Annotated in this window: 17 protein-coding genes; 7 read left to right on the top strand and 10 right to left on the bottom strand. The window is 70.9% G+C overall.

Going from position 1 to position 23,343, the window contains the following annotated elements; translation table 11 throughout:
• Positions 1 to 30: 30 nt before the first annotated feature.
• Together ABD298_RS05205 and ABD298_RS05210 are read right to left on the bottom strand one after the other, a co-directional pair.
• On the bottom strand, positions 31 to 3,027 hold the full coding sequence (locus ABD298_RS05205) for a UPF0182 family membrane protein (protein WP_344298586.1): 2,997 nt from the start codon (positions 3,025 to 3,027) through the stop codon (positions 31 to 33).
• Between the two features lie 147 nt (positions 3,028 to 3,174).
• Positions 3,175 to 4,350, bottom strand: a complete 1,176-nt coding sequence (locus ABD298_RS05210; RefSeq protein ID WP_344298587.1) for a YlbL family protein — start codon at positions 4,348 to 4,350, stop codon at positions 3,175 to 3,177.
• A gap of 235 nt (positions 4,351 to 4,585) precedes the next feature.
• On the opposite strand from ABD298_RS05210, the gene ABD298_RS05215 reads away from it, so the two are divergent.
• Entirely contained in the window at positions 4,586 to 6,076 is a 1,491-nt protein-coding gene (locus ABD298_RS05215) for a zinc-dependent metalloprotease (RefSeq protein ID WP_344298589.1), read from the top strand.
• A 22-nt stretch (positions 6,077 to 6,098) separates the two neighbouring features.
• Here ABD298_RS05215 and ABD298_RS05220 read toward each other — a convergent pair whose 3' ends face one another.
• From ABD298_RS05220 to nudC, 4 genes are read right to left on the bottom strand one after another with little or no spacing between them, the layout of a single operon-like run.
• Positions 6,099 to 6,296 (bottom strand): hypothetical protein, encoded by a 198-nt coding sequence (locus ABD298_RS05220; protein ID WP_208709427.1) that lies wholly within the window; start codon positions 6,294 to 6,296, stop codon positions 6,099 to 6,101.
• 9 nt (positions 6,297 to 6,305) lie between these two features.
• Complete coding sequence (locus ABD298_RS05225) at positions 6,306 to 6,896, bottom strand: M48 family metallopeptidase (protein ID WP_425564316.1); 591 nt, start codon at positions 6,894 to 6,896, stop codon at positions 6,306 to 6,308.
• Positions 6,886 to 9,009 carry an ATP-dependent DNA helicase UvrD2 gene (locus tag ABD298_RS05230; RefSeq protein WP_344298590.1) on the bottom strand — a complete coding sequence of 708 codons (2,124 nt, stop codon included), beginning with the start codon at positions 9,007 to 9,009 and terminating at the stop codon, positions 6,886 to 6,888. The genes ABD298_RS05225 and ABD298_RS05230 overlap by 11 nt, the downstream gene beginning before the upstream one ends.
• Positions 9,006 to 10,088 carry an NAD(+) diphosphatase gene (gene nudC, locus ABD298_RS05235; protein WP_344298591.1) on the bottom strand — a complete coding sequence of 361 codons (1,083 nt, stop codon included), beginning with the start codon at positions 10,086 to 10,088 and terminating at the stop codon, positions 9,006 to 9,008. The genes ABD298_RS05230 and nudC overlap by 4 nt, the downstream gene beginning before the upstream one ends.
• Positions 10,089 to 10,236: 148 nt before the next feature.
• Between nudC and ABD298_RS05240 the strand changes: the two genes are divergently transcribed.
• Positions 10,237 to 11,331, top strand: a complete 1,095-nt coding sequence (locus ABD298_RS05240; RefSeq protein WP_344298592.1) for a phosphotransferase — start codon at positions 10,237 to 10,239, stop codon at positions 11,329 to 11,331.
• Positions 11,332 to 11,405: 74 nt separating this feature from the next.
• Here ABD298_RS05240 and ABD298_RS05245 read toward each other — a convergent pair whose 3' ends face one another.
• From ABD298_RS05245 to ABD298_RS05255, 3 genes are read right to left on the bottom strand one after another with little or no spacing between them, the layout of a single operon-like run.
• Complete coding sequence (locus tag ABD298_RS05245) at positions 11,406 to 14,840, bottom strand: ATP-dependent helicase (RefSeq protein WP_344298593.1); 3,435 nt, start codon at positions 14,838 to 14,840, stop codon at positions 11,406 to 11,408.
• Complete coding sequence (locus tag ABD298_RS05250; RefSeq protein WP_344298594.1) at positions 14,837 to 18,043, bottom strand: ATP-dependent helicase; 3,207 nt, start codon at positions 18,041 to 18,043, stop codon at positions 14,837 to 14,839. Before ABD298_RS05250 ends, ABD298_RS05245 begins: the two co-directional genes overlap by 4 nt.
• Positions 18,040 to 18,471, bottom strand: coding sequence for an MGMT family protein (locus tag ABD298_RS05255; RefSeq protein WP_344298595.1), 432 nt, complete (start codon positions 18,469 to 18,471; stop codon positions 18,040 to 18,042). The genes ABD298_RS05250 and ABD298_RS05255 overlap by 4 nt, the downstream gene beginning before the upstream one ends.
• 67 nt (positions 18,472 to 18,538) lie before the next feature.
• Between ABD298_RS05255 and ABD298_RS05260 the strand changes: the two genes are divergently transcribed.
• From ABD298_RS05260 to ABD298_RS05275, 4 genes are all read left to right on the top strand, one after another.
• Positions 18,539 to 19,246 carry a 3'-5' exonuclease gene (locus ABD298_RS05260; protein ID WP_344298596.1) on the top strand — a complete coding sequence of 236 codons (708 nt, stop codon included), beginning with the start codon at positions 18,539 to 18,541 and terminating at the stop codon, positions 19,244 to 19,246.
• A gap of 274 nt (positions 19,247 to 19,520) precedes the next feature.
• Complete coding sequence (locus tag ABD298_RS05265; protein ID WP_344298597.1) at positions 19,521 to 20,474, top strand: ABC transporter substrate-binding protein; 954 nt, start codon at positions 19,521 to 19,523, stop codon at positions 20,472 to 20,474.
• A gap of 18 nt (positions 20,475 to 20,492) precedes the next feature.
• Positions 20,493 to 21,269, top strand: a complete 777-nt coding sequence (locus ABD298_RS05270) for an amino acid ABC transporter permease (protein WP_344298598.1) — start codon at positions 20,493 to 20,495, stop codon at positions 21,267 to 21,269.
• The gene (locus ABD298_RS05275; protein WP_344298600.1) at positions 21,266 to 22,003 is read left to right on the top strand and encodes an amino acid ABC transporter ATP-binding protein; all 738 of its coding nucleotides are present in this window, start codon (positions 21,266 to 21,268) and stop codon (positions 22,001 to 22,003) included. The genes ABD298_RS05270 and ABD298_RS05275 overlap by 4 nt, the downstream gene beginning before the upstream one ends.
• 105 nt (positions 22,004 to 22,108) lie before the next feature.
• Here ABD298_RS05275 and ABD298_RS05280 read toward each other — a convergent pair whose 3' ends face one another.
• Positions 22,109 to 22,564, bottom strand: coding sequence for an Lrp/AsnC family transcriptional regulator (locus ABD298_RS05280; RefSeq protein ID WP_344298601.1), 456 nt, complete (start codon positions 22,562 to 22,564; stop codon positions 22,109 to 22,111).
• Positions 22,565 to 22,645: 81 nt separating this feature from the next.
• Here ABD298_RS05280 and ABD298_RS05285 point away from each other — a divergent pair, with 81 nt between their 5' ends.
• Positions 22,646 to 23,341, top strand: coding sequence for a LysE family translocator (locus tag ABD298_RS05285; protein ID WP_344298602.1), 696 nt, complete (start codon positions 22,646 to 22,648; stop codon positions 23,339 to 23,341).
• Positions 23,342 to 23,343 lie beyond the last annotated feature (2 nt).

A 23,343-nucleotide genomic window follows, 5' to 3' on the forward strand; every position in this document is an offset into this window, starting at 1 on the left:
CGCTGCAGTCCTGGACTCCGGTCCGATCCGCTAGCCGGTCTTGCTAGGGGTCGGGGTGGGAGTCGGAGTCGGCGAAGCACCGGAACCGGCCGAGCCGCCGGCCTGCGCGACCTTCCCCTCGGCGTCGATGGCCCGCTGCAGCGCCGCGCTCAGCTTCTGCTGCGCCTCGCCGTAGGCGGCGAAGTTGCCCGATGCGAGGGCGGTCTGTCCGTCCTTGATTGCCTGGCTCGCATCCTGGAGGGCCGCCTTGAGCTGGGCCTGGGCGTCTGCGGCCGCGTTGCCCGTCGGCGCCTGCGGGGTCGGCTGCGTCTGGCCCGGCTTGTTCTTGTCGGAGTCCCCGGCCGTCGCGCCTGAATCACCGCCGAAGAGCTGGTCGAGGGCGGCGTCGAGCGTCGGGGCGAAGCCGATCTTGTCGCCGAACGCGACGAGCACGCGCTGGAGGGTCGGGTACGAGGTGGTGCCCGTCGACTTGACGTACACCGGCTGCACGTACAGGAGGCCGCCGCCGACAGGCAGGGTCAGGAGGTTGCCGTTCAGCACGTCCGAGGCGCCCTGTCTCAGGAGATTGAGGGCCTGGGAGACGCTCGGATCCGAGTTGAACTTGTTCTGGACCTGTCCCGGGCCAGGGACCAGGGTGTCGGTCGGCAGCTGCAGGAGCCTCAGCTTCCCGTACTCCGTGCCCTTCACGCCGGCCTTGCTGCCGGCATCCGAGTCCGCGGCAAGGAATCCGTACATGACCTCGCGCGAGGTTCCGCCCTCGACGATCTGCGGGATGTAGCTCGACGTCAGCTGGAACGCCGGCACCGTCTGGTCCGGGATCTGGAGGCTCATGTAGAACGGCGGCTGCTTGACGCCCGTCGTCGTGACCGTCGGGTCGTTCGGGACGCTCCAGACGTCGTCGTTCTTGTAGAAGCTGTCCGGATCCGTCACGTGGTAGCGGCCGAGGAGCTCGCGCTGGACCTTGAACAGGTCCTCCGGGTACCGCACATGGCTCATGAGGCTGCCGGACATCTCGCTGATCGGCTTCACCGTACTGGGGAAGACCTTCTCCCACGCCTTGAGCAACGGGTCCTGGTCGTCCCACGCGTACAGGGTGACGGATCCGTCGTAGGCGTCGACGGTGGCCTTGACGGAGTTCCGGATGTAGTTGACGGTCGACGCCGGCAGCTGGCTCGTGCGGCCGGCCGCGGTCAGCGAATCGGCCGTCACCTGCTGCAGCTGCTGCTGCTGGGAGTACGGGTAGTACTGGCTCGTGGTGTAGCCGTCGACGATCCACTTCACGCGTCCGTCCACGACGGCCGGGTACATGTTGCCGTCGATGGTCAGGTACGGGGCGACCTTCTGGACCCGCTCCCTCGGGTTGCGGTCGTAGAGGATCTGCGACTGGGGGTTGACGCCGTCGGAGAAGAGGAGGTCAGTGCTCTGGAACTTGACCGCGTACAGGAGCTTGTTGAAGAAGCTGCCGACGTTGGGGCCGCCGTTGCCGCTGAACGTGTACTGGGTCTCCCCCGTGCCGCCCTGAGGCCTGTCCTGCTCGCGTGCCGGCGAGCCCTCGGGGCCGCCCACGATCGAGTACTCGGGAGAGTACTCGCCGAAGTAGATGCGCGGCTGGTAGCTGTCGTCGGTGCCGAGCACGCCTGTGGAGGGAATGCCGGACTGCATGAAGACGGGCTTGCCCTCGACCGTCGACTTGTTGCCGTAGGCGGCGACGACGCCGTAGCCGTGGGTGTAGACGATGTGGTTGTTGTACCAGGACTGCTGGCTCGGCGAGAGCCCCTGGGGGTTGAGCTCGCGGACGGCGATGACGGTGTCCTGGACCTTCCCGTCCACGGTGTAGCGGTCCACGTTGAGCGACGGCGCGAACTGGTAGTACGGGCGGTACTGCTCGAGCTGCTGGAACGTCGACGAGACGAGCGTCGGGTCGAGGAGGCGGATGTTGGCCGTCGTCTGGGCGTCCTTGCGCAGCGCGCCGGGAGTTGCGTCCGTCGTGGCCTTGTAGTCCTGGACCTCGACCTTGTCCAGACCGTAGGCGGCGCGCGTCGAGTTGATGTTGCGCTCGATGTACGGCCGCTCGACGTTCTGCTCTGACGGGCGCACCTGGACCTGTTGGATCGCCCACGGGTAGACGCCGCCGGCCAGGATGCCGGTGATGACGAGCATGGCCGTGCCGATCAGGGGCAGCCGCCAGCGGCCGATCACGGCCGCGACGATGAACAGGACCGCGACGATCGCGGCGGCGATGGCAAGGATCGCCTTCGTCGGGATGACGGCATTGACGTCCGTGTACAGGGCACCGGAGACCCGGCCCGAGGCGTTGAAGACGGCGCTGTACCGGTCGAGCCAGAAGTTCGCGGCGATGAGGAGCAGGAGGGCCGCACCCGAGATCGCGAGATGGAGCTGCGCCGGCCGCGCCGTGTAGATCCCGCTCTCGCTGATGCGGATCGACCCGTACAGGTAGTGGGTCAGGAGCCCGGCGATGCCGGCGATCACGACGACGCCGAGGAGGAAGCCCACGAGCGTGCCGAGGAACGGCAGCGTCATGAGGTAGAAGCTGATGTCGATGTTGAACTCGGGATCGCTGACCCCGAAGGACTCCTGGTTGAAGAACAGGACGACCTTCTGCCACTGGCTCGCCGCCGCGGCCCCCGCGAAGAGGCCGAACACGATCGGGACGGCCACCATGACGATCCGGCGCACCGGTTCGAGCTGCTCCTGGTAGCGGCTGAGGGGGTCCTGCGGTCCGCCGTCGGGCGCGTACACCGGCCGCGCCCGGTAGGCGCTGCGCATCGCGAGGTAGATCGCGCCGGCCATGACCAGCACCGCCACGATGAAGACGATGACCCGGGCGAGGTTCTGCCTGATGAAGACATCCAGGAAGCCAAGCTGCTGGTACCACAGGACGTCGGTGAAGACCTGGGCGAACAGGACGAAGGCGACAGCGAGGACGGCGACGATCACGAGCGTCGGGATCAGCGCCCCTCGTCTGCGTCGCGGTGGGCGGAGCGTGCCTTCAGGGCGGGATGTCACGGCGTACCTCGTTGTCCAGTGCTGCGTTGTCCAGTCGGTCTTAGTCAAGCACGCCCGGCGCGGCAGAGCAGTTCCCCGCGGAGCGGGCTGTCGGGTAACGATTCGGAGACGAGGCCCGCGACCGATCGGCTCCCCCTCGCGGCGGCGTCACTGCGCAGTGCACTGCGGCATCCCGGCGGGGTCCTCCCCACGGGCGTATCCCTCGACGGCGGTGCGCGCGTCGTTCAGGGTGGAGACCTTGACGACTGCGAGCCCGTCGGGGATGTGGCCCACGACCTCGTCGCAGTTCCCGGCAGGGGCGAGGAAGAGGGTCGCGCCGGCGTCGCGGGCACCGTGGAGCTTCTGCGCGATGCCGCCGATGGAACCGACCCGTCCGTCGGGTCCGATGGTGCCGGTTCCAGCGATGTGCTTTCCCCCGGTCAGGTCACCCGGGGTGAGCTTGTCGTAGATGGCGAGCGCGAACATCATCCCCGCGCTGGGGCCGCCCACGTTGCTGAGCTGGACGTCGACGGTGAAGGGGAAGGTGAAGCTGTAGCGGATGCCGATGCCTAACAGCCACCGCCCCGAGTTGTACGTCGGGGTGACGGTCTGGGTGACCTGGGCCCCGTCGCGGAGCACGACCACCTCGACGGGCGTGCCCTGCCCGGCCGCGACGGCGGCCTGGACCGCGGGCAGCGTATCCGCGGCGCGCCCGGCGACCTTCAGGAGGCGGTCGCCCGCGCGGAGCTTCCCGCTCGAGGGGGAGCCGTCCGGGACGCTTCCCACGTTCAGCTGCTGCTCGAAGGGGATGCCGAGCTCGCGGAGCGCGGCCGCCACGGCAGTGTGCTGCGAATCGTCCATCTGGGCTGCGTTCTCATCGCTGATCTGCTGCCGTGTGACGCCCTTGGGGTACACGACGTCCTCGGGCAGGATCTCCCGGGAAGAGTCGAACCACGAGCGTGCCAGCTCCACCAGCCCCACATCGCTCGCAGGACCGCCGCGCATGTAGACCGTGGTGAGGTCGAGGGCGCCGGACGCGGGGTAGGTGTCGTGGCCGGCGACGGAGATGACGTCCTTGCCCTCGGCAGACCCGAGCGCGTTGTAGGTGGGTCCGGGGACCCCCACGACGAACGGCACCGGCACGCTCATGACGGTCGCGCCCAGCACAAGTGTGGCGACGCCGGCCATGAGGGCAGCGAAACCGCGCCCGATCTGGGCCTCACCCCGGGTGCTCCGCCCACCGCCGTTCGTCCGGGACCGACTGCGGCCGGCGGGGGCCGGCTCGTCAGCGGACGCGCGGACGCCGTCCTCCCGCACCTCCCGTGCCGGCTGGGGATCGCTCACGCCTGCGCCGCCTTCCTTCCGCGGTCCTCACCGCTGCACAGGACAGCCTACGGGCCATCGCTGGCAGCGCGCTGTCAGCCGGGGCCCCCGCCCGACGTCGCCCTGCCGGTGGCGAGCACGACGACACACCGGGCGGCGGCGCTGAGCCGACAGCGAAAGAGTGGCTGGCCCCGGAGACACGCCAGCGGCACCGCGGTACCGTGAGGGTGTCCTGACCAGCGCATCGATCGGCGGAATGATGACCTCTCCTGACAAGCCTTCGGGCCACGACGACGAGCCCCAGGACCCGCTGTCCGAGCTCTTCGGCAAGCTCATGGGCGGCGCGGGCGCTGGCGGCTTCGACCCCACCGAGATCGCCAAGGCTGCGGGGCTGCCGGATGATCCCGCGGTCCTGCGCCAGATGTTCGAGCAGGTGCAGGCCATGATGGCCGCCCCCACGGGGGACGGCCCGGTCAACTGGAACCTTGCCCACGACCATGCGCGCCGGACGGCGGCCGCCGCCTCGGACCCGTCTGTCGGCGCCTCGCAGAACCGCGATGTCGATGAGGCGCTGCGTCTGGCGGAGATGTGGCTCGACCCCGTGACCGATTTCCCCGGGACGGGCATCATCGGGCGGGGCTGGTCCAAGGCCGAGTGGATCGAGGCCACCATGGGCACGTGGCGCCGCCTGACCGAACCGGTGGCGAACAGCATCGCCGGCGCCCTGTCCAAAGCCCTGACCGAGCAGATGCCCGAAGAGATGAAGGGCATGCTCGGGGGCGCCTCCTCGATGCTGACGAACATGGGCGGGACGATCTTCGGGATGCAGCTCGGCGCGGCGATCGGCGCCCTCTCGGGCGAGGTCGTGAGCTCGTCCGACATCGGCGTGCCCCTGGTCGACCTCGAGATGGCCCTCCTGCCCGCCAATGTGGCGAAGTTCGGCGAGGGTCTAGGACTCCCCGAGGGGGACGTCCGCCTCTACCTCGCCGTGCGCGAAGCCGCCCATGCCCGCCTCTTCATGCACGTTCCGTGGCTGCGGAGCCACCTGCTCGGCGCCATCGAGGACTATGCCCGCGGCATCCACATCGATGTCTCGCGGATCGAGGAACTCGCCCGGGACATCGACCCGAGCAACCCGGAGTCCGTCCAGCAGGCGCTGCAGGGCGGGGTCTTCATGCCGCAGCGCACGCCTGCGCAGGAGGCCGCGCTCGTCAAGCTCGAGACCGCACTCGCCCTCGTCGAGGGCTGGGTGGACGAGCTCACCGCGGCTGCGACCGAAGGTGTGCTGCCCTCGGCCGCGGCCCTGCGCGAGGCAGTCCGCCGCCGCCGGGCCACCGGTGGCCCCGCCGAGCACGCTTTCGCCTCCCTCGTGGGCCTCGAGCTGCGTCCCCGCCGCCTGCGGGACGCGGCCACCCTGTGGAACTCGCTGACGCAGGAGCGGGGCGTGGCTGGCAGGGACGACATCTGGAAGCATCCGGACCTGCTGCCCACGGCGGAGGACCTCGATGACCCGAAGGGCTTCTCAGCCAGGCGCTCGCTCGCCGAGGCCAAGGATTCCGAAGTCGACGAGGCACTGGCGAAGCTCCTCGCCGGCGGCTTCGACACGCCCAGCGGAGAGCCCGGGAGCGATACTGCCGAACCCCAGGGCGAGGCCGCGGACGGCAGCAGGGACGACGATCCGGCCGAAGGCACACCGGACGGGCGCACCGACGGGGACGACGACGGCCCGGAGGCACCCCGCGCCTGAGGCGCGGGCCGGGATCGTCGGATCAGTCGAGATCCTCGACGATCTCCCCGTACGGGATCCGTTCGTCGAGGTGCGCCTGCAGCACGTGCGGGACAACCACGACGCGGACCCCGAACGTCTCCTCCGCGGCGGACTGGAGCAGGATGGGCCGGACGGTCTCGATGAAGGCCTCGTCGCGGCCCTGGAGGTACCTCTGGTAGCTGGCTGGGAGCTCGCTCATGGCCAGATTTTAAGGGTGTTCCTCGTCTCCGGTAAGACCCCAGCCAGCATCCGTCGGGTCGTCGCCGTCCGGCTGTGGGCCTCCCGGGACGCGAGAGGCCCCGAAGGCAGCACCGGCGAGGAAGGCCTTGGCCTCCGCCAGGCGCGGATAGCCCTCGAGGCGACGCCAGAAGGCTGGTCCGTGGCCGGAGACGAGAAGATGCGCGAGCTCGTGGAGGATCACGTAGTCGACAACCCACGACGGCATCCCCTGGAGCTCGTGCGAGAGCCGGATGGTCCGCTCGCTCGGTGTGCAGGAGCCCCACCGGCGGCGCTGGTTCGTGACCCACCGGATGGACGCCGGCCGCGCCTGTCCGCCGAGGTAGGTCTCCGCGAGCGCGAGGGCGCGGCCCATCAGGGCCTCGTCCGTCGCGGACCCGCGGCGCCGGGCGGTGTCCTGCTGGAGCCGCGCGACCATGCGCTCGACCCAGTCGGCCTCCTGCGCGCGCGAGAACCCGGCGGGGATGGCGACCACGGCCATGTCCCCCTCCCAGAACGCCGAGACCGTCTTCCGGCGGCGCGCCGAACGCCGTACCTCGACGCGCGGCGCCTCACGCGTCACGGAGCAGCTCCAGGACGGCGTCACCGTAGCGCTCGAGCTTGGCCTTGCCCACCCCGGCCACCTGGGACAGTTCGGCAAGGCTCGACGGCTTGGCCTCGGCGATCGCCGTGAGCGTGGCGTCTGTGAAGATGACGAAGGCCGGAACGTCGGCCTCCCGCGCCTGCTCGAGCCGCCAGCTTCGCAGTGCCTCGAAAGTGGCCTCCTCATAGCTCGGCGGGCAGTTCGAGCAGCGCCCCACCTTCCGTTCAGCGCCGGTGGACAGGATGGCACCGCAGACGCGGCACGTTGTGGGTCCCTTGAGCTCGCGGCGGCCCTTCCGCGTCGCCCCGCCGGAGTGCGATGCCACCGCTCCCCCGGGACGGAGCCCGTCGAGGAACCGCGACGGCCGGCGGTGGGCTCGTCCGCCCGGCGTCCGGGACAGGGACCAGGAGAGGTGCAGGAATTCCCGCGCCCGGGTGATCCCCACATAGAGCAGGCGCCGTTCCTCGTCCACGGTCACAGGCGAATCCGCGAACGAGATAGGCATGAGCCCCTCGCTCAGCCCGACGAGGAACACGGCGTCCCACTCGAGGCCCTTGGCCGAGTGCAGCGACGCAAGCGTGACGCCCTGGACGGCCGGGGCGTGCTGGGCGGCGGAGCGCTCCTGGAGCTCGGCGACGAATTCTGACAGCCCGAACCCCTCACCGCGCGCCTCGGAGAGCTCGTCGGCAAGGTGCACGAGCGCCGCGAGCGACTCCCACCTCTCCCGGGTCGCCCCGCCGCCCGTGGGTGCCTGCTCGGAGTAGCCAAGCGAGGACAGCACGTCACGCACCCGCTGGCCCACCGGCACGCCGTCGTCCGCGGCCGCGCGCGCTGCACCGCGCAGCTGGAGGAGGCCGTCGCGGACCTCGCGCCGGTTGAAGAAGCGCTCGCCGCCGCGCAGCTGGTAGCCGATCCCGGCGGACGAGAGCGCCTGCTCGAACGCCTCGGACTGGCCGTTGGTGCGGAAGAGCACCGCGACGTCCTTCGGCTCCGTCCCCGCGGCGACGAGCTCGGAGATGCGGCGGGCGACGGCGGCTGCCTCCGCTTCGTCATCCGTGCACTCTGCGAACTCGGGTTCCGGCCCGTTCGGGCGCTGGGCCACGAGCGTGAGGGGCTGCGCCCACCGCGCGTCGGCCGCCGGTCCGGCCGGGCGGCGGGAGGCGAGCAGCTCGTTCGCGAGTCGCACGACCTGCGGGCTCGAGCGGTAGTCGCGCACGAGGCGGATGATCGCGGCCTCGGGGTGCCGCTTGCCGAACTCGAGCAGGTGGGCGCTCGTGGCGCCGGTGAACGAGTAGATCGTCTGGCTCGCGTCCCCGACGACGCACAGTTCTTCGCGGCCGCCGAGCCACAGCTCGAGGAGCCGCTGCTGGAGGGGCGAGACGTCCTGGTACTCGTCGACCACGAAGTGCCGGTACTGCTCCCGGACCGTCGCTGCCACCTTGGGGTCCTCCTGGAGGATGCCGACCGTGATCAGCAGGACGTCCTCGAAGTCGATGAGGTTGCGGTCGACCTTGACGTCCTCGTACGCCTCGAACAGCCTGGCGACCGTGGGAGGCTGGAGGCCGCCCGGCTCGCCGCGGCCTGCCGCGCCCTCGAGGTAGGTGGACGGGGTCAGCATGGATACCTTGGCCCATTCGATCTCGGAGGCGAGATCTCGGATTGCTGCCCGGTCCACCGTGAGCCGGAGGCGTCGCGCGGATTCGGCGATGGCCTGCGCCTTCTGCTCGAGCAGGCCCGGGAGGGCTCCGCCGACGGCTTGGGGCCAGAAGTACTGGAGCTGGCGCAGCGCCGCCGCGTGGAACGTGCGGGCCTGCACGCCGCCCGCCCCGAGGTCGCGCAGGCGGGAGCGCATCTCCGCTGCGGCCCGCGCGGTGAAGGTCACGGCGAGGAGCCGCTGCGGCGAGTAGACGCCGGAGTGGACGCCGTAGGCGATGCGGTGCGTGATGGCGCGCGTCTTGCCCGTGCCCGCACCGGCCAGGACGCAGACCGGGCCGTGGAGGGTCGTCGCCACCGCGCGCTGCTCCTCGTCGAGGCCGCCGAGCAGGCGCGCCTCCAGGCTGTCCGGCGCGAGGCCGGGAGCCGCGTCGCTCACTTGCCCTCCCGTGCGGGCTCCGCGATGGGGCCTCCGAACCAGTGCTCGATGAGGGCGCGTGAGATCGAAAGCCGGCTCGGGAGAGTGATCTCACCGGACAGGTTGGCGGACTGCAGTTCCTCACGCGTGAACCAGCGAGCCCTCAGGACCTCCTCGCCGTCGGCCTGGGCTGCTGTGTCCTCGGTGCGCGCCGTGAAGCCGAGCATGAGCGACGCCGGGAACGGCCAGGGCTGGGACCCCAGGTACTGGCAGTCCGAGATCCGCACCCCGACCTCCTCGCCGACCTCGCGGGCCACCGCCTGCTCGAGGGACTCCCCCGGCTCGACGAAGCCCGCAAGCGTCGAGAACATGTTCGCGCGCATCCGGGCGCCCGTCCCGAGAAGCAGACGGCCGTCCGGTCCCACCACGGTCACGATGATCGCAGGGTCGGTCCGCGGGAAGTGCTCGGAGCCGTCGTCGGGGCACTGGCGCACCCATCCGCTGTGGACGACGGCGGTGGGGGCACCGCAGCGGGGACAGCGGGGGTGGGTCTCGTGCCAGTTGGCAATAGCGGTCGCCTCCAGGAGGATCGCAGCCTCGGTCATGTCGAGATCGGGGCCCGACTCGCGGAATCCGGCCCAGTGGGTGTCTTCCGGCAGAAGGGCCGCGCCCTCGCCTGCAGTTTCCGACATGACCGCTGCCACGGGCTCGACCGGTTCGGGCAGGACGACGAGGACCACGTCGGCACCGGGGGCCGTCCACGCAGTCGTGCGTTCCGAGGGAAGCCGGCCCAGGTAGACCACGAGGCCGCTGAGCCACTCCGCCGGGAGGTCGCGCGCGGGAAGGAACGTGAGGCGGTCACCGCTGTGCGCGGCACGGCGCTGGGAGAAGAGGACGGCAACCGTGCCCGGGAGGCGGAGGACCGAGGGCAGGAAGGAGGCGTCAGCCCGTTCGGCGGAACGGCGGTCCAGCACGGCGTCCTGCACCCTCAGGAGCCGTTCGGAGAGGTGCCCCGCGGCCGGGCCCCCGCCGTCGAACGCCGCGAGCGCGGCGCGGGAGGGCACAGGGGACACGGACGACTCGAGAGGGGCGGAACTCATGGACTCTACGGTACTGACCCGGTCCGACAGCCGCACATCCTCGCCACCGCTGTGGACAGTCGCCCGCACCCTCTCCTCGATGTCCTCGTCAGACTCCGCTCGGCGTGGATCCGTGATCCGCCCGGGACGTCGGGCTAGCGTGGACAGCGTGAAGCGCACACCGTTCGAGCTGGCCGCCATTGCCACCGCCGCCGTCCCGGGCCTGCGGCCGACCGCTGTCGCCGCCTCCCCCGACGACGCGACGGACTTCGATGCCGCCGTGCTCGAGACTGCAGACGGCCGCAAGTGGCGGATCCGCTGCCCCCGCGGAACCGAGGCAAGCGCGCGCCTCGAGACCGAGCTGACGGTGCTCAGGGCCTTCGAACCGTCGGTGCGCGCCGAGCTCCCGTTCCAGATGCCGGCCGTCGCCGGGACAGTGCGCCTCGGCGACCTCACCACCTGCGTCTACACGAACCTCACCGGCACGGTCCGCGAGCTCGATGATCTGGCAGCCGGGAGCGCCACGCTCGCGCAGGAGATCGGCGCCACTCTCGCCGCCATCCACGGGCTCCCGCAGGAGATCGTCGACGACGCCGACCTCCCGGCCTACTCCGCCAACGGATTCCGCCAGCGTCGCCTCAACGAACTCGATCAGGCTGCGACGACCGGCAAGATCCCGCCCATCCTGCTGAAGCGCTGGGAGCAGGCGATGGAAGATGTCACGCTCTGGCGTTTCCACCCGACTGTCGTGCACGGTGACCTGCACGAGGACAACCTCCTCATCGAGGACGACAAGGTGACGGCCGTGACGGGCTGGACCGACCTGCGCATCGGAGACCCCGCCGACGACATGGCCTGGCTCGTGGGATCCAATGAGCAGGGATTCATCGATGCGGTGCTCGCCGCGTACCACGCGGCACGGAAGGAGCCAGTCGATCCCCAGCTGGCCCGCCGCGCGGCGCTGGCGGCCGAGTTCGCCCTCGCGCAGTACCTCGTCAAGGCGCTCGCCCTGCATGACGTGGACGCTGCCCGCGATGCCGAGCAGATGCTCGGGCAGCTCGCCGAGGACATCGAGGCGGACGACAGCGAGGCGGACCGCGGCCCCGCGGCGCGGCGTACCGAGGACGACGCCGACGACGCGGGCCACGGGGACGGTTCCGCTGGTTCCGACGACGCCGGAGCCAGCGTCATCGTCGTGTCCCGCGAACCTGAGGCCCCGACGGACGCGGTCCCCATCGTCCGCGCCTCAGAGGCTGGCCGCTGACGGGGCTCCAGGCCGCCGACCCGGTGGGCACCTCGGCTGATCGGGCCGCGTGATGCCGACGAGGCTCTGCCCGGTCAGCTGACGGCGGCCGCAACGATGGCCTCGAGCTCTGCCTCGCCCGCAAGCCGGTCAGGCCTGACCACGGTGCCGTCCGCAAGGTAGCAGAACGCTGCCCGGATCCTCTCGACCGGAGCACCGGTGAGGCGCGACCACGCGAGCCGGTACACCGCCAGCTGGACCGACCGTGCCTTCGCATCCGCGCCCTTCGGCGCGTGCCCTGTCTTCCAGTCCACGAGGTCCCAGCCGCCGTCGGCGTCGCGGAAGACCGCATCGATGCGCCCACGCACGACGACGGGCCCCACCCGCGTCTCGATGGGCACCTCGACGTGCGCGGGACGCCGGTGCGCCCACTCCGAGCGCTTGAACTCGGCCACGAGGGCTGAGAGCTCGTAGGCCTCGTCCACATGCTCGTCCGAGCTGTCCAGCCCGTCGAGATCCAGCATGGCGCTCGTGCCGAAGAACTCCTCGACCCAGGCATGGAAGGCGGTGCCCCGGCGGGCGGCCATGCCGGGGCGCCGGGGCACGGGACGGCGCAGCTGGCGCACGACGGACTCCGGGTCCTCTCCCAGAGCCATGAGCGTCGAGGCCGAGACATGCTGAGGGAGGCGGACCGAGGAGGTGTCGCGGCTCCGGGCCCGCTCGGCGAGAAGGAGCCGGGCCTCCCTCGCCCAGAGGGCGGCACGCCCGGTCGACGCCTGCCCGTCCGTTCCAGGTCCGGGACTCGCGTCGTGCAGCCTCGCCAGGACCGTGGCCGCTGCGGCTTCGACGGCGTCGCGGCGTCCCGGGGCGAGGCTACGCCGGGCGCCGGTCGCGGCGTCGACCGGCCCTTCCAGCGGGTCGTACGGCCACGGGGAACGTTCGTCCTCGGCCCGCAGCGGGTTCTCCTCGGGGAGCTCGTCATCCTCGGCCCATGTGAGGACTTCGAAGCCCTCGGGCTCGGCGATCCCACGGAGTTCTTCAAGGAAGGGGGATGCCGCCATGGGCTTCGAGCGTGTGCTGGTCCACCCGAAGGCGGTGGCCATCAGGAGGGACCGCGCCCGGGTGAAGGCGACATACGCGAGGCGCCTGTCCTCGCGCTCTGCATGCTCGGTGGCATCCTCGGCGAGCAGCTTCTCCGCCTCCACCCAGCCCTTCTTGTCGGGGTGGTCGAGATCCATCTGCGGAAGGTCATCGCGGTCTCCCCGCAGCGGCCAGGGCAGTGCAGCCTGCCCCGAGGTCCACCGGTCGTTGCCGCCCGAGGGGAACATGCCGTGATTGAGCCCTGCGACAACCACGGCATCCCATTCGAGGCCCTTGGAGGCGTGGACCGTGAGGAGCTGGATCGCCCCCGGCGCCGGCTCGGAGGGGGCCATGTCGAGGCCGGACTCCTCTTGGGCCGCGGCGTCGAGCCATGCGAGGAACGCGAGCAGGTCCGCCCTCTGGGCCTGGGCGAGAAAAGACGCCGCAGCCTCGGCGAAGGCATCGAGGTTCCTCCTCGCGGCATGGACGGAGACGCCTGGGCGCGCTGCGAGCTCGATGTCAAGCAGGAGCGTGCGTTCGACGTGCGAGATGAGAGTTCCCAGATCGTCGCCGGCGAGGGCGCGCAGGGAGCGAAGCTCGTCGCACAGCCGCCCCAGCCGTGACAGCCCCTCGTCGCTGAGGGAACGCCCCGCGCCCGAGGTCCACCCGGGCCGCGGGAGGCGGTCGACTGCCTCGACAAGGCTGGCCGCCTCGGCGAGGTCGCCCTCCACGAGGGTCTCCTCGGCCGTCCCGGGCGCGTCGAGATCCTCGTCGCGCGGCCGTGCCGCCGCCCGCCGCATCGAGGCAAGGTGCCGCGACCAGTCAGCCAGTGCCATGAGGTCTGCCGGACCGATCCGCCATCGGGCCCCGGCCATGAGCCGCATGAGCGCGTCGGAGCGGCCGGGGTCGGCAATGACCCGCAGCGCGGAGACCATGTCTACGACTTCGGGGGTGTCGAGCAGCCCCCCGAGACCTACGACCTCGAACGGCAGGCCGCGGCGCTCGAATTCGCGTCGGATCGCCGCGAACTGCGAGCGCTTCCGGCACAGCACGGCCATGGTGGGACCCTCGGAGCCCGCACCGGCCCGCTCCCCCGGCCGCCCGCTGAACCAGTCGCGCCGGAACGCAGCCAGCTGGTCCGCCACGGCCTCAGCTTCCTCGCGTTCGTCGGCGAATCGGGCCAGCAGGACGCGGCCTTCACGCGCGCCGGGACGCGGTTCGAGCCGGCGCACGTCTACGAGGGCGCTGCGGGGTGAGTACGCGGGCGGCCCGCCGAGGGGACCGGAGACGGCATTCGCCGTGGCGAGGACCCTGACGCTGTTGCGCCACGCAGTCGTGAGGTGGCTGGTCCACGCCGGCGCCCAGCCGCCGTCAGCCGTCGACCGCGGGAACAGGTGCGGGAACCCCTCGAGCTGGCCAGCGGAGGCGCCCCGGAAGCCGTAGATCGACTGGTTCGGGTCTCCGACGGCGGTCACCGCGTGGCCGGCACCGAACAGCTGCGAGAACAGCACGGCCTGGGCATGGGAGGTGTCCTGGAACTCATCGAGGAGGACGGTGCGGTACTGGTGCCTCAGGAGCTGTCCCGCCTGGGGCACCGTGGAGGCGATGCGGGCGGCGAGCGCGACGAGGTCGCCGAAGTCGAGGGCGCCGCGTGCCGTCTTCGCCTCCGCGTAGCGTGCGACCAGGCCGGCCACCAGAGCCCGTGTCCGGAAGGTGGAGAGCAGCTTCGCGGCCGCAGAGGCGGGGCCGCCGCGACCGCTCGAGAGCGCGAGGCCCTCGAACTGGTCCGCAGTCGCCTCGAGCCATTCCCGGACCTCGGCGGGGTCGCGCAGGTGTTCGGCGCACTCGCCCGAGAGCTGCAGGACCGCGGAGATCAGGGTGGTCTTCGCAGGGAAGCCGTCCCAGACCGCGCCGTCGTACGACTCGACCACACGGGCGGCAAGCTGGAACGACTGTGCGGCCCCCAGCAGGACGGCGTCACGCTCGACACCGAGGCGCAGGCCGTGGTCCTGCACGACCGTGTTGGCGAAGGAGTGGTAGGTGGAGACCGTCGGCTCGAGCGCCTGCGGGTCCGCCGCTGCCGCGGCGATGCCCACGATGCCGCGGCGCGCGAGCCGCGAGAGCCGGACCAGCTGCGCCCTGATGCGCGCTGCAAGCTCGCCTGCTGCCTTCCGCGTGAAGGTCACCCCGAGGATCTCCTCGGGTCGGACCCATCCGTTGGCGACGAGCCAGACGACCCGGTCCGCCATCGTCGCCGTCTTCCCCGAGCCCGCACCCGCAATGACGAGGCGGGGCTCGAGGGGGGAAGAGATGATCTCCGACTGCTGCGCCGTGGGCCGGTGCTGGCCGAGGAGGTCCGCGAGCTCCTCGGGTGTGAAGCGTGGATCGGGCAGGACACCCGGGGCCTCCCGGCCTGCGCCCTCAAGGCCGGCGGCAAGGTCGGCGCTCATTCGGTCACCTGCCTTCCCCGCACGCACAGCGGGCAGATGTCGGGCAGCCGGCACCCGCCGGAGAATCCGGACCCCGGCTCGTGGCGCGCCTCGAATTCCGCCGCGGCCATCGTCTCGGCCGCCGACTCGACGAGCCTGATGGCCCAGGCGGCGTCCTCCAGGGCGGCCTGCTGCTGGATGCTGAGCTTCTTCGTCTTCTCGCCGAGCTGCACCAGCTCGGCGCCCCCAGGCGCGCCGTCGTGCCCTTCGAAGGCGCCCACCGCCACGGCGACCTGGTAGGCCGCGAGCTGGGCGTGCTCGTCGATCTCGTCCGCGGCGGGCTTGCGCCGCCCGGTCTTGAGGTCGACGACGACGAGCCGCCCTGCGCTGTCGAGCTCGAGCCGGTCCACCTGCCCCCGCAGGACGGTGCGGGCGGCGACCTCAGCGGTGCCGTGGCCCGCCAAGGAGGCCTCGAAGTCCACCTCGACGCCCAGCAGCTCGCGGCCGTTGGCGCGCACGTACTGCGCGAGCTTCTCGACCATCCCGGCGGCGCGTTCGAAGTCGACGTGCCCTTCCCACGTGTCCGGCAGCCCGAGACTGGGCCAGCGCCGCCGGAGCTCGGCGAGGTAGTCGGCTGTGCTTCCGCACGGGACATCCTGCGCGATTCCGTGCACAAGGGTTCCGAGGCTGCGCGCGAAGTCCGTCGCAGCCTCGCCTCCGGCGGCGGACACGAACCAGTCGAGGGGGTTCTTCGTCGCCGTCTCGATGCGGGACGGGGAGACGTAGACGGCGCCGTCCTCGGGAACGACAGGCCCCGTGCTGGTCAACGGCGCGAGTCCGTACCACTCGCCGGGATGGGCTCCAGGAGCCCCCGCAGCCGCGAGCTGGGACAGAATGGCTGCCGCGTCCTCCGCATCCCGATCCCCCGCCTCGACGGCCTGCCTGAGCTCCGCGACGAGGGGCCGCAGGCCCAGGGTCCGGGGCACGTCGGTGTAGGGCCGCACTGCGTCCACGCCTTCGGGCGGCGGTGCAACGTAGTCCAGGAACGGGCTGGGAATCTCGTCCTCGTTCGACGCGCCCGTGCAGACGAGCCGTTCGGAGGCGCGGGAGATGGCCGCCGAGAAGCTGCGCAGCTCGTCGTACCGGATGTCTGTCACCCTCGCACGTGGCCCCACGAGCAGAGCCGACACGACGCCGAGCTCGAGGCAGTCGGCGAACAGCGTGCTGCCCAGCAGCTCACCACGCAGCCTGGTGTTCGGCCAGACCCCGTCCTGCAGCCCGGCGACGAATACGAGCCGCCACTCCCGGCCCGCTGCGCTCGCGGGGGTCAGGAGCTCGACGGCGTCCTCCGCCTGGGCGCGGGGAGCCAAGGTGTCCATCGGCAGCTCCTGCTCGGTGAGGTAGTCGAGGAACTGTCCCGGGGATGCGCCGGGAAGCCGATCCACGTACCGCTCCGCCGTGTGGAAGAGCGCCATGAGTGCGTCGAGGTCCCGGTCTGCACGCAGACCGAGAGGACCCCCGGCAAGGGCGAGCTCGTACCAGCGGCGGGCGAGGCCAGCGGCCTCCCACAGGGCCCACAGGACTGTCTCGGCGGTCGCTCCGGGCTCCGCGGCGGCGCTGCGCCCCCGCGCGATCACCCGGGCGATCCGACGGGCCGCGCCCGCCTCGAGCCCGAGCCCGTCGAGCGCGGCGGGCGCCTCGAGCGCCTCGACGAGGAGGGCATCGCTCGAACGGCCCCCGCCCTCGGAGAGCTCGACCTGGCGCAGGGCCTGCCGCAGCCTTCGCAGGTCCAGGGCCGAGGCGCCTCCGAGGCGGGAGGTGAGGAGTTCGACGGCGGTCTCGGGTGTGAGCTCGTGCGGTGCCAGCGCGATGCGGAACGCGGTCAGGAGGGGGCGGACGGCCGCCTCGTCCCGGACCGCCGTCTCGGCGACGGGCACCTTGACGGGGACGCCCTGCCCCGCGAGGAACCGCTGGATCTGCTCGAGCTTCGCTCCTGACCTGACGATGACTGCCATCTCGCCGTAGCCGATCCCACCCAGAAGCCTCGCGTCCTGGATCCGGTGGGCGAGGTAGCGCAGCTCGTGGAGCGAGGAGTGGAGGACGTGGGCCTCCGCGGTGGACAGCCGGTCCTGCTCCGTGCCCGCTTCCCAGCCATCCGCGGTGAGCCGTCGTGCCGCCCGCCCGCCTGGGACGGTGGAGATCCGCTGCGCCACGCTCTTCCAGGCCTCGGCGACGCCTTCGGGCAGCCGGTGCGAGGTGGTGAGCGAGACTTCCGTCAGCGAGCCGAGGAGCCCGCGGAGACGGGGCACGAGTTCCGGGCGTGCGCCACGGAACCCCTGGACGACGACGTCCGGCGCCGCGGTTGCGAGGACATCTCGGCCCTCTCCCAGCACTGCGAGGAGTTCGAGGACCGAGGGGGTCGACTCCTGGACGTCGTCGACGCAGATGAGCTCGAGGCGGCCGCGCTCGTCCGCCAGCAGCCCGGGGTCCTCGAGGAGGATCATCCGTGCTGCCGTGATGATGCCGGCCGGGTCGAACGCCTCCGGCATGCGCAGTTCGAGGACGTCCCGGTACTCCGCGTACAGGTGGGCGGCAGCCTCCCATTCGGGACGCCCCGCCCGGCGGCCCAGGTCGGCGAGCTCGTCCGCCGTCGTGCCGTACTCGGTGACGCGGTCGAAGAGCTCCCTCACCTCCTGCCGGAAGCCGCGGGTGGACAGCGCCGGCCCGAAGCCGTCCGGCCACGCCGGCCCGCTCCCCGACACGCGGTGGCCCTCGAGCAGCTCCTTGATGATGAGGTCCTGCTCGGCACCCGACAGGAGCCGCGGCGCGCGGGGCAGCCAGTCGAGTCGGCCTTCGGCGCGCGCACGGCGGATGAGGTCGAAAGCGTAGGAGGACCAGGTGCGGGCCGGCGGAGCGCTGAGGCTCCGCTCGAGCCGCGCCGTGAAGGCGTCACGCAGGCGCGCGGATGCCGCCCGGGACGGCGCGAGGAGGAGGACCCGTGCAGGGTCCAGCCCGTCCCGTTCCACACGGAGCGCGGCCGCCTCCACCAGCAGCCGGCTCTTCCCGGTGCCGGGAGCGCCCCAGACGAGCACCGGGCCCGAACCGCGCGTGAGGTCAAGGACCTGCGCCTGGTCCGGGGACGGCGACCACGCGGGACCTGTGGACGTGTCCGCCGGGGGCAGGAGGCGAAGGGCCGGGACGCTGTGCGAAGCGGTGGCGGTCATGGGTCCATTCCACTGTCCGGGTCCGACATTCCTCGTCCCGCCAGCCCGCTCGCGGACCGGTGCCGGTGGAGGCGCTCGTAGAGGCGGTCGGCGATCGCCTCTACTGCGTCGAGCTCGGCATCCGTTGGCGCCCAGCGCGCCCGTTGGATGTCCACCTTCTGCGTTCCCCTCGCGGGATCGCCCCGCAGAGGCGTACCCTCCGCACGGTAGCGTTCGAGGGCGGCGGCCTCATGGTGCTCGGGCGCCTCGCCGCTCGCCCTGAGGACGCGCCACCAGCACACGGCGGCGCCGTGGTGGGACATCACCGCACCGACCTGCCGCGGGCCGCCTGCCCCGAGGAGCTCCGCGACATCCCCGTAGGACACGACGGAGCCGGGAGGAACGAGGTCGACGACGGCCAGGACCGCCTCGACGAACTCCTCCCGCATCGTCCCAGCCTACTGCCGGCGGCGTGGGCGCCCATGGATTGTCGGTGCCCCCGGATAGCGTGGCCGCATGAGCTGGAACACCAACGCACGAGCGGCCTTCGACCTCGAGACCACGGGCCGGAACTCCAGGGCCGCGCGCATCGTGACCGCGAGCATCGTCGTACTGGGGCCCGACGGCGCCGTCGAGGCGGAACACGAGTGGCTCGCCGACCCTGGTGTCGAAATCCCTGCCGAGGCCGCACAGGTGCACGGCATCACCACCGAGAAGGCGAGGGCGGAGGGACGTCCTGCGGCGGCCGTCGTCGCCGAGGTCGCGCAGACGCTGCAGGCCCTCTTCGACGCAGGCACGCCGGTGGTGGCCTTCAATGCCGCCTACGACTTCACGGTCATGGCCGCGGAGTGCGCGCGCCACGGGCTTCCGCAGCTCACCCGGTTCTCGGTCCTCGACCCGTACGTCATCAACAAGCAGGTTGAGAAGTTCCGGCGGGGCAAGCGCACCCTCGGAGCGCTCTGCGAGCAGTACGGCGTGATCCTCGACGACGCCCACACGTCAGCGGCGGACGCCCTCGCGGCCGCCCAGCTCCTCGACGCGATGGCGTCCCGCTTCCCTGAGCTCCACAAGCCGGCCCCGCATCTGCACAGGAGCCAGGTCGACTGGTCCGCCGCGCAGGCAGCCGACTTCCAGGCGTACCTCCGCAAGACCAAGCCCACCGCCGTCGTCGAGGGCGACTGGCCCGTCCTCGCACCGCATGATGCCGCCGGAGGCGGCTTCTAGTGAGAGAGAAGTCACAGCGCCCGCTGACTGGCTGCGCCGGGCGATCCGGCCTGCGCGGTTCAGGACAGGGCCGCCGAGCCACCCGGCCTCGCGCGCCGCTGGCGACTCGACTCGAAGCATCTTCGAAGCACCCCCCAATATTGCGAAATATGTTCAGCCTGTAACGCTGGCACGGTCGCCCTTCATAATGGTATGCAGCCCATGACGCCCACCGACGTGCCGATCGCACGTCGCTAGCGCGCGTCCGGCGTTCATACCAGAAAGCGAAGGCTCCATGAAGCTCAAAGCACCCAAGTGGCTTACTGCCGCCCCCCTTGCGGCCGTCCTCGCGCTGACCCTCGCCGCCTGCGGCGGGGGGTCGACGTCGTCGTCGGGCACTCCGAGCGATGCCCTCAAGGGCAGCGACCAGCAGACCCTCGACAAGTACACCACCGACTCCGTCACCGCGCTGGACAAGATCGACACCTCCAAGCTGGGACTGATCACGCCCGGCACGATCAAGGTCGGCACCCTCTCCGACGCGCCGCCGAACATCTTCATCGACAGCAGCGGCAACTTCACCGGCTACGACAACGAGCTCCTCAAGGCCATGGCCGCGAAGCTCGGCCTCAAGGTCGAGTTCGTCTCCACGAAGTTCCAGAGCCTCCTCGCGCAGGTCAAGACCAAGCAGTTCGACATGGGCTCCTCCTCGATCTCCACGACCGATGCGCGGCGCGAGACTGTCGCCTTCACGAACGGCTACGACTTCGGCTACATGGCGATCGTGACCAAGGAGGGCGCGAAGGTGAAGACCTTCGACGACCTCAAGGAAGGCGTCCGCATAGGCGTCGTCCAGGGCACGGTCCAGGACGACTTCGTCAGCAACACGCTCAAGCTCGAGCCGGTGCGCTTCCCGGACTACAACACCGTCTACGCCAACGTGAAGAGCGGCCAGATCGACGCTTGGGTCGCCCCGTCTCAGCAGGCGGAGGGCCAGGTCAAGGCCGGCGACGGGACGACGATCGCCCAGAAGAAGGTCAACACCCAGAACTTCACCGCCTACGCGGTCGCGAAGGACAACCAGCCCCTCACTGACGCCCTGAACTCGGCCCTCGACGCCGTGATCGCGGACGGCACGTGGTCCAAGCTCACCGCGCAGTGGTACCCGGACCGCGCGACGCTGAAGGACCAGACGCCGGAGGGCTGGAAGCCGGGAAGCAAGGCCGTCAAGGTCAGCGAAGCGAAGTAGTCAACGGACAGAGGCCACATGGATTACCTCAGCAAACTCGGCGAGACCTTCTTCGACTGGAAGATCATCGGCGACGTCCTCCCCGCCATGTTCGCGGTCGGCCTGCCGAACACGCTCGTGCTGGCGATCTCCTCGGGGATCATCGGCACGCTGCTCGGCATGCTGCTCGCCCTCATGGGGATCTCGCGGAATCCTGTGGTCAGGTGGATCGCCCGGGGGTACACGGACATCTTCCGTGGGCTCCCGGCGATCCTCACCATCCTCGCGATCAGCCTGGGTTTCGGCCCGATCCTCCGTGAGCTCACAGGGATCACGAGCCCCTACCCGATGGGTGTCGCTGCCCTGTCGCTGATCTCGGCCGCGTACATCGGCGAGATCTTCCGCTCGGGCATCCAGAGCGTCGACAAGGGCCAACTCGAGGCGGCGCGCGCGCTCGGCTTCGGCTACGGTCCGTCGATGCGGATGATCGTCGTGCCACAGGGGGTCCGGCGCGTGCTGCCCGCACTGATGAACCAGTTCATTGCCCTGATCAAGGACTCGTCGCTCGTCTTCACCATCGGCGTCACGTCCCGGGAGCGCGAGCTGTTCCAGATCGGACAGGACACCGCGGCCAACACGGGCAACCTCTCGCCGTACGTCGCCGCTGCCATCTTCTACCTGGTGCTCACCATTCCGCTCACGCACCTCGTGAACTGGATCGATGCCCGCCTGCGGACGGGCCGCGCGCAGGAGCGCGCAGAGAAGATCGAACCCGATGAGGCCGCAGCTGTCGTCGGGAAGGGAGCCCAGCCGTGAGCCAGTTCTCCTCGGGATCGCTCGAGGCGCAGGGAATCCACCTCGCCTTCGGCGCCAACAAGGTGCTCCGGGGCATCGACCTCACAGTCCCCGCGGGCACGACGGCCTCGGTCATCGGGCCCTCGGGCTCGGGGAAGTCGACGCTCCTGCGCGTGATGAACCGGCTCATCGAGCCTGATGCCGGGGACATCCTCCTCGACGGCAAGTCGGTCCTCAGGGACAATCCGGACGAGCTGCGGCGGCGCATCGGCATGGTGTTCCAGCAGTTCAACCTCTTCCCGCACAAGAGCGTCGGCGAGAACGTCGCGTTCGCACTCCGCAAGCTGCGCGGGCTGTCCAAGGACCAGGCGCGCGAGGAGGCCCTCGCCCAGCTCGACCTCGTGGGCCTGAAGCACAAGGCGGACGTCCGGCCGGCAACCCTCTCGGGCGGCCAGCAGCAGCGCGTGGCGATCGCGCGCGCACTCGCCATGAAGCCCGAGGTCATGTTCTTCGACGAGGCGACGTCCGCCCTCGACCCCGAGCTCGTCAAGGGAATCCTCGCGCTCATGACGGACCTCGCCAAGGGTGGCATGACCATGGTCGTCGTGACCCACGAGATGGGCTTCTCGCGCAACGTCTCCGACACCGTCACGTTCATGGACGGAGGCGTCGCCGTCGAGTCCGGGCCCCCCGGGCAGGTCTTCGACGCGCCGCAGACCGAGCGGCTGAAGCGGTTCCTGAGCGACGTGCTCTGATCCTGGGTCCCATCCCAGCGCCCACCGCATACACGCACGACGGCGGGGTCGCCACTCAGTGGGGACCCCGCCGTCGTGCGTCCCGCCGGAAGCCGGACGCTGCGCCTACAGGGGCAGCTCTCCGGCGCCCTTGAGGTCGCGCATCACGATGGTCGAGGTGAGCTTGGCGACGCCGGGCAGCGCGGCGAGGTGCTCGTCGTAGAGGCGCTGGTACGCAGGCAGGTCCTCGGCGACGCAGCGCAGCAGGAAGTCGGGGTCGCCGAAGAGCCGGTAGCCCTCGATGATCTGGGGCTCCGCGACCACCGCGTCCTCGAACGCCCGGATGGCGTCCTGGGAGGTCTCGCGGAGGGCCACGAAGACCATCGCCCCGAACCCCAGGCCGACCTTGCCCGGGTCCACCTCGGCCCGATAGCCGCGGATCACCCCGCTCGACTCCAGATCCTTGAGCCTGCGGTGGCAGGGCGCGACCGTCAGGCCCACCTCCGAGGCGAGCGCCGTCGCGGTCATTCGCCCATCCCGCTGCAGCGTGCGCAAAATACTTCTGTCGAGAGCATCAATCACTCTCAGAATCTATCCCAAACGAGCCACCAAGCACGAGAATCGGCGAGCACTTCTCCCCCGATTCTCCGTACTCTTGCTGGCATGGACCTGACCCCGTTCCTCGGCTTCGCCGGCATCTCGCTCACCCTCGCCCTCACGCCCGGGGCAGACTGGGCCTACACGATCGCCGCCGGCCTCCGCCCGGGATCGCCGGCGCCGTCGGTCGCGGGGCTGTGCGCGGGCTACATCGTCCACACCGCGCTCGTCGCAGCAGGCCTCGGGGTCCTGCTCGCGGCCCGTCCGGATCTCGTGGCGTGGCTCTCGGTCGCCGGAGCGCTCTACCTCCTCTGGCTCGGCGCGACGACGGCGCGGAGCTGGCGCCGCGCAGGCTTCACCGGCGGGGAGGCGACCCTGCCGTCGGGAGGATCCCTCGGCGACGCCGTGGACACCCGGGCCGGCGCCGCAGGCACCCGGGGCCCCGTGCTCGACTTCCTCAAGGGCCTGGGCACGAGCGGGATCAACCCGAAGGCGCTGCTGCTCTTCGCCGCCGTCATGCCGCAGTTCATCCGGACGGACTCCCCGCTGCCGGTCGTCGCCCAGACGACCACCATGGGGCTCACCCACCTGGCCTTCACGGTGGTCGTCTACAGCCTCGTCGCCGTCGCGGCACGGCGCCTCCTGGCCGCCAAGCCGAAGCGCGCACAGGCCGTCACGCTCGTCAGCGGCGTCCTCATGCTCGGCATCGGCGGGCTGCTCCTCGTCGAGCAGGCCGTGAGCCTCGCAGCCGCCGTCGCCTGACG

The organism is Sinomonas flava (assembly GCF_039531875.1).
Lineage (GTDB): Bacteria > Actinomycetota > Actinomycetes > Actinomycetales > Micrococcaceae > Sinomonas > Sinomonas flava.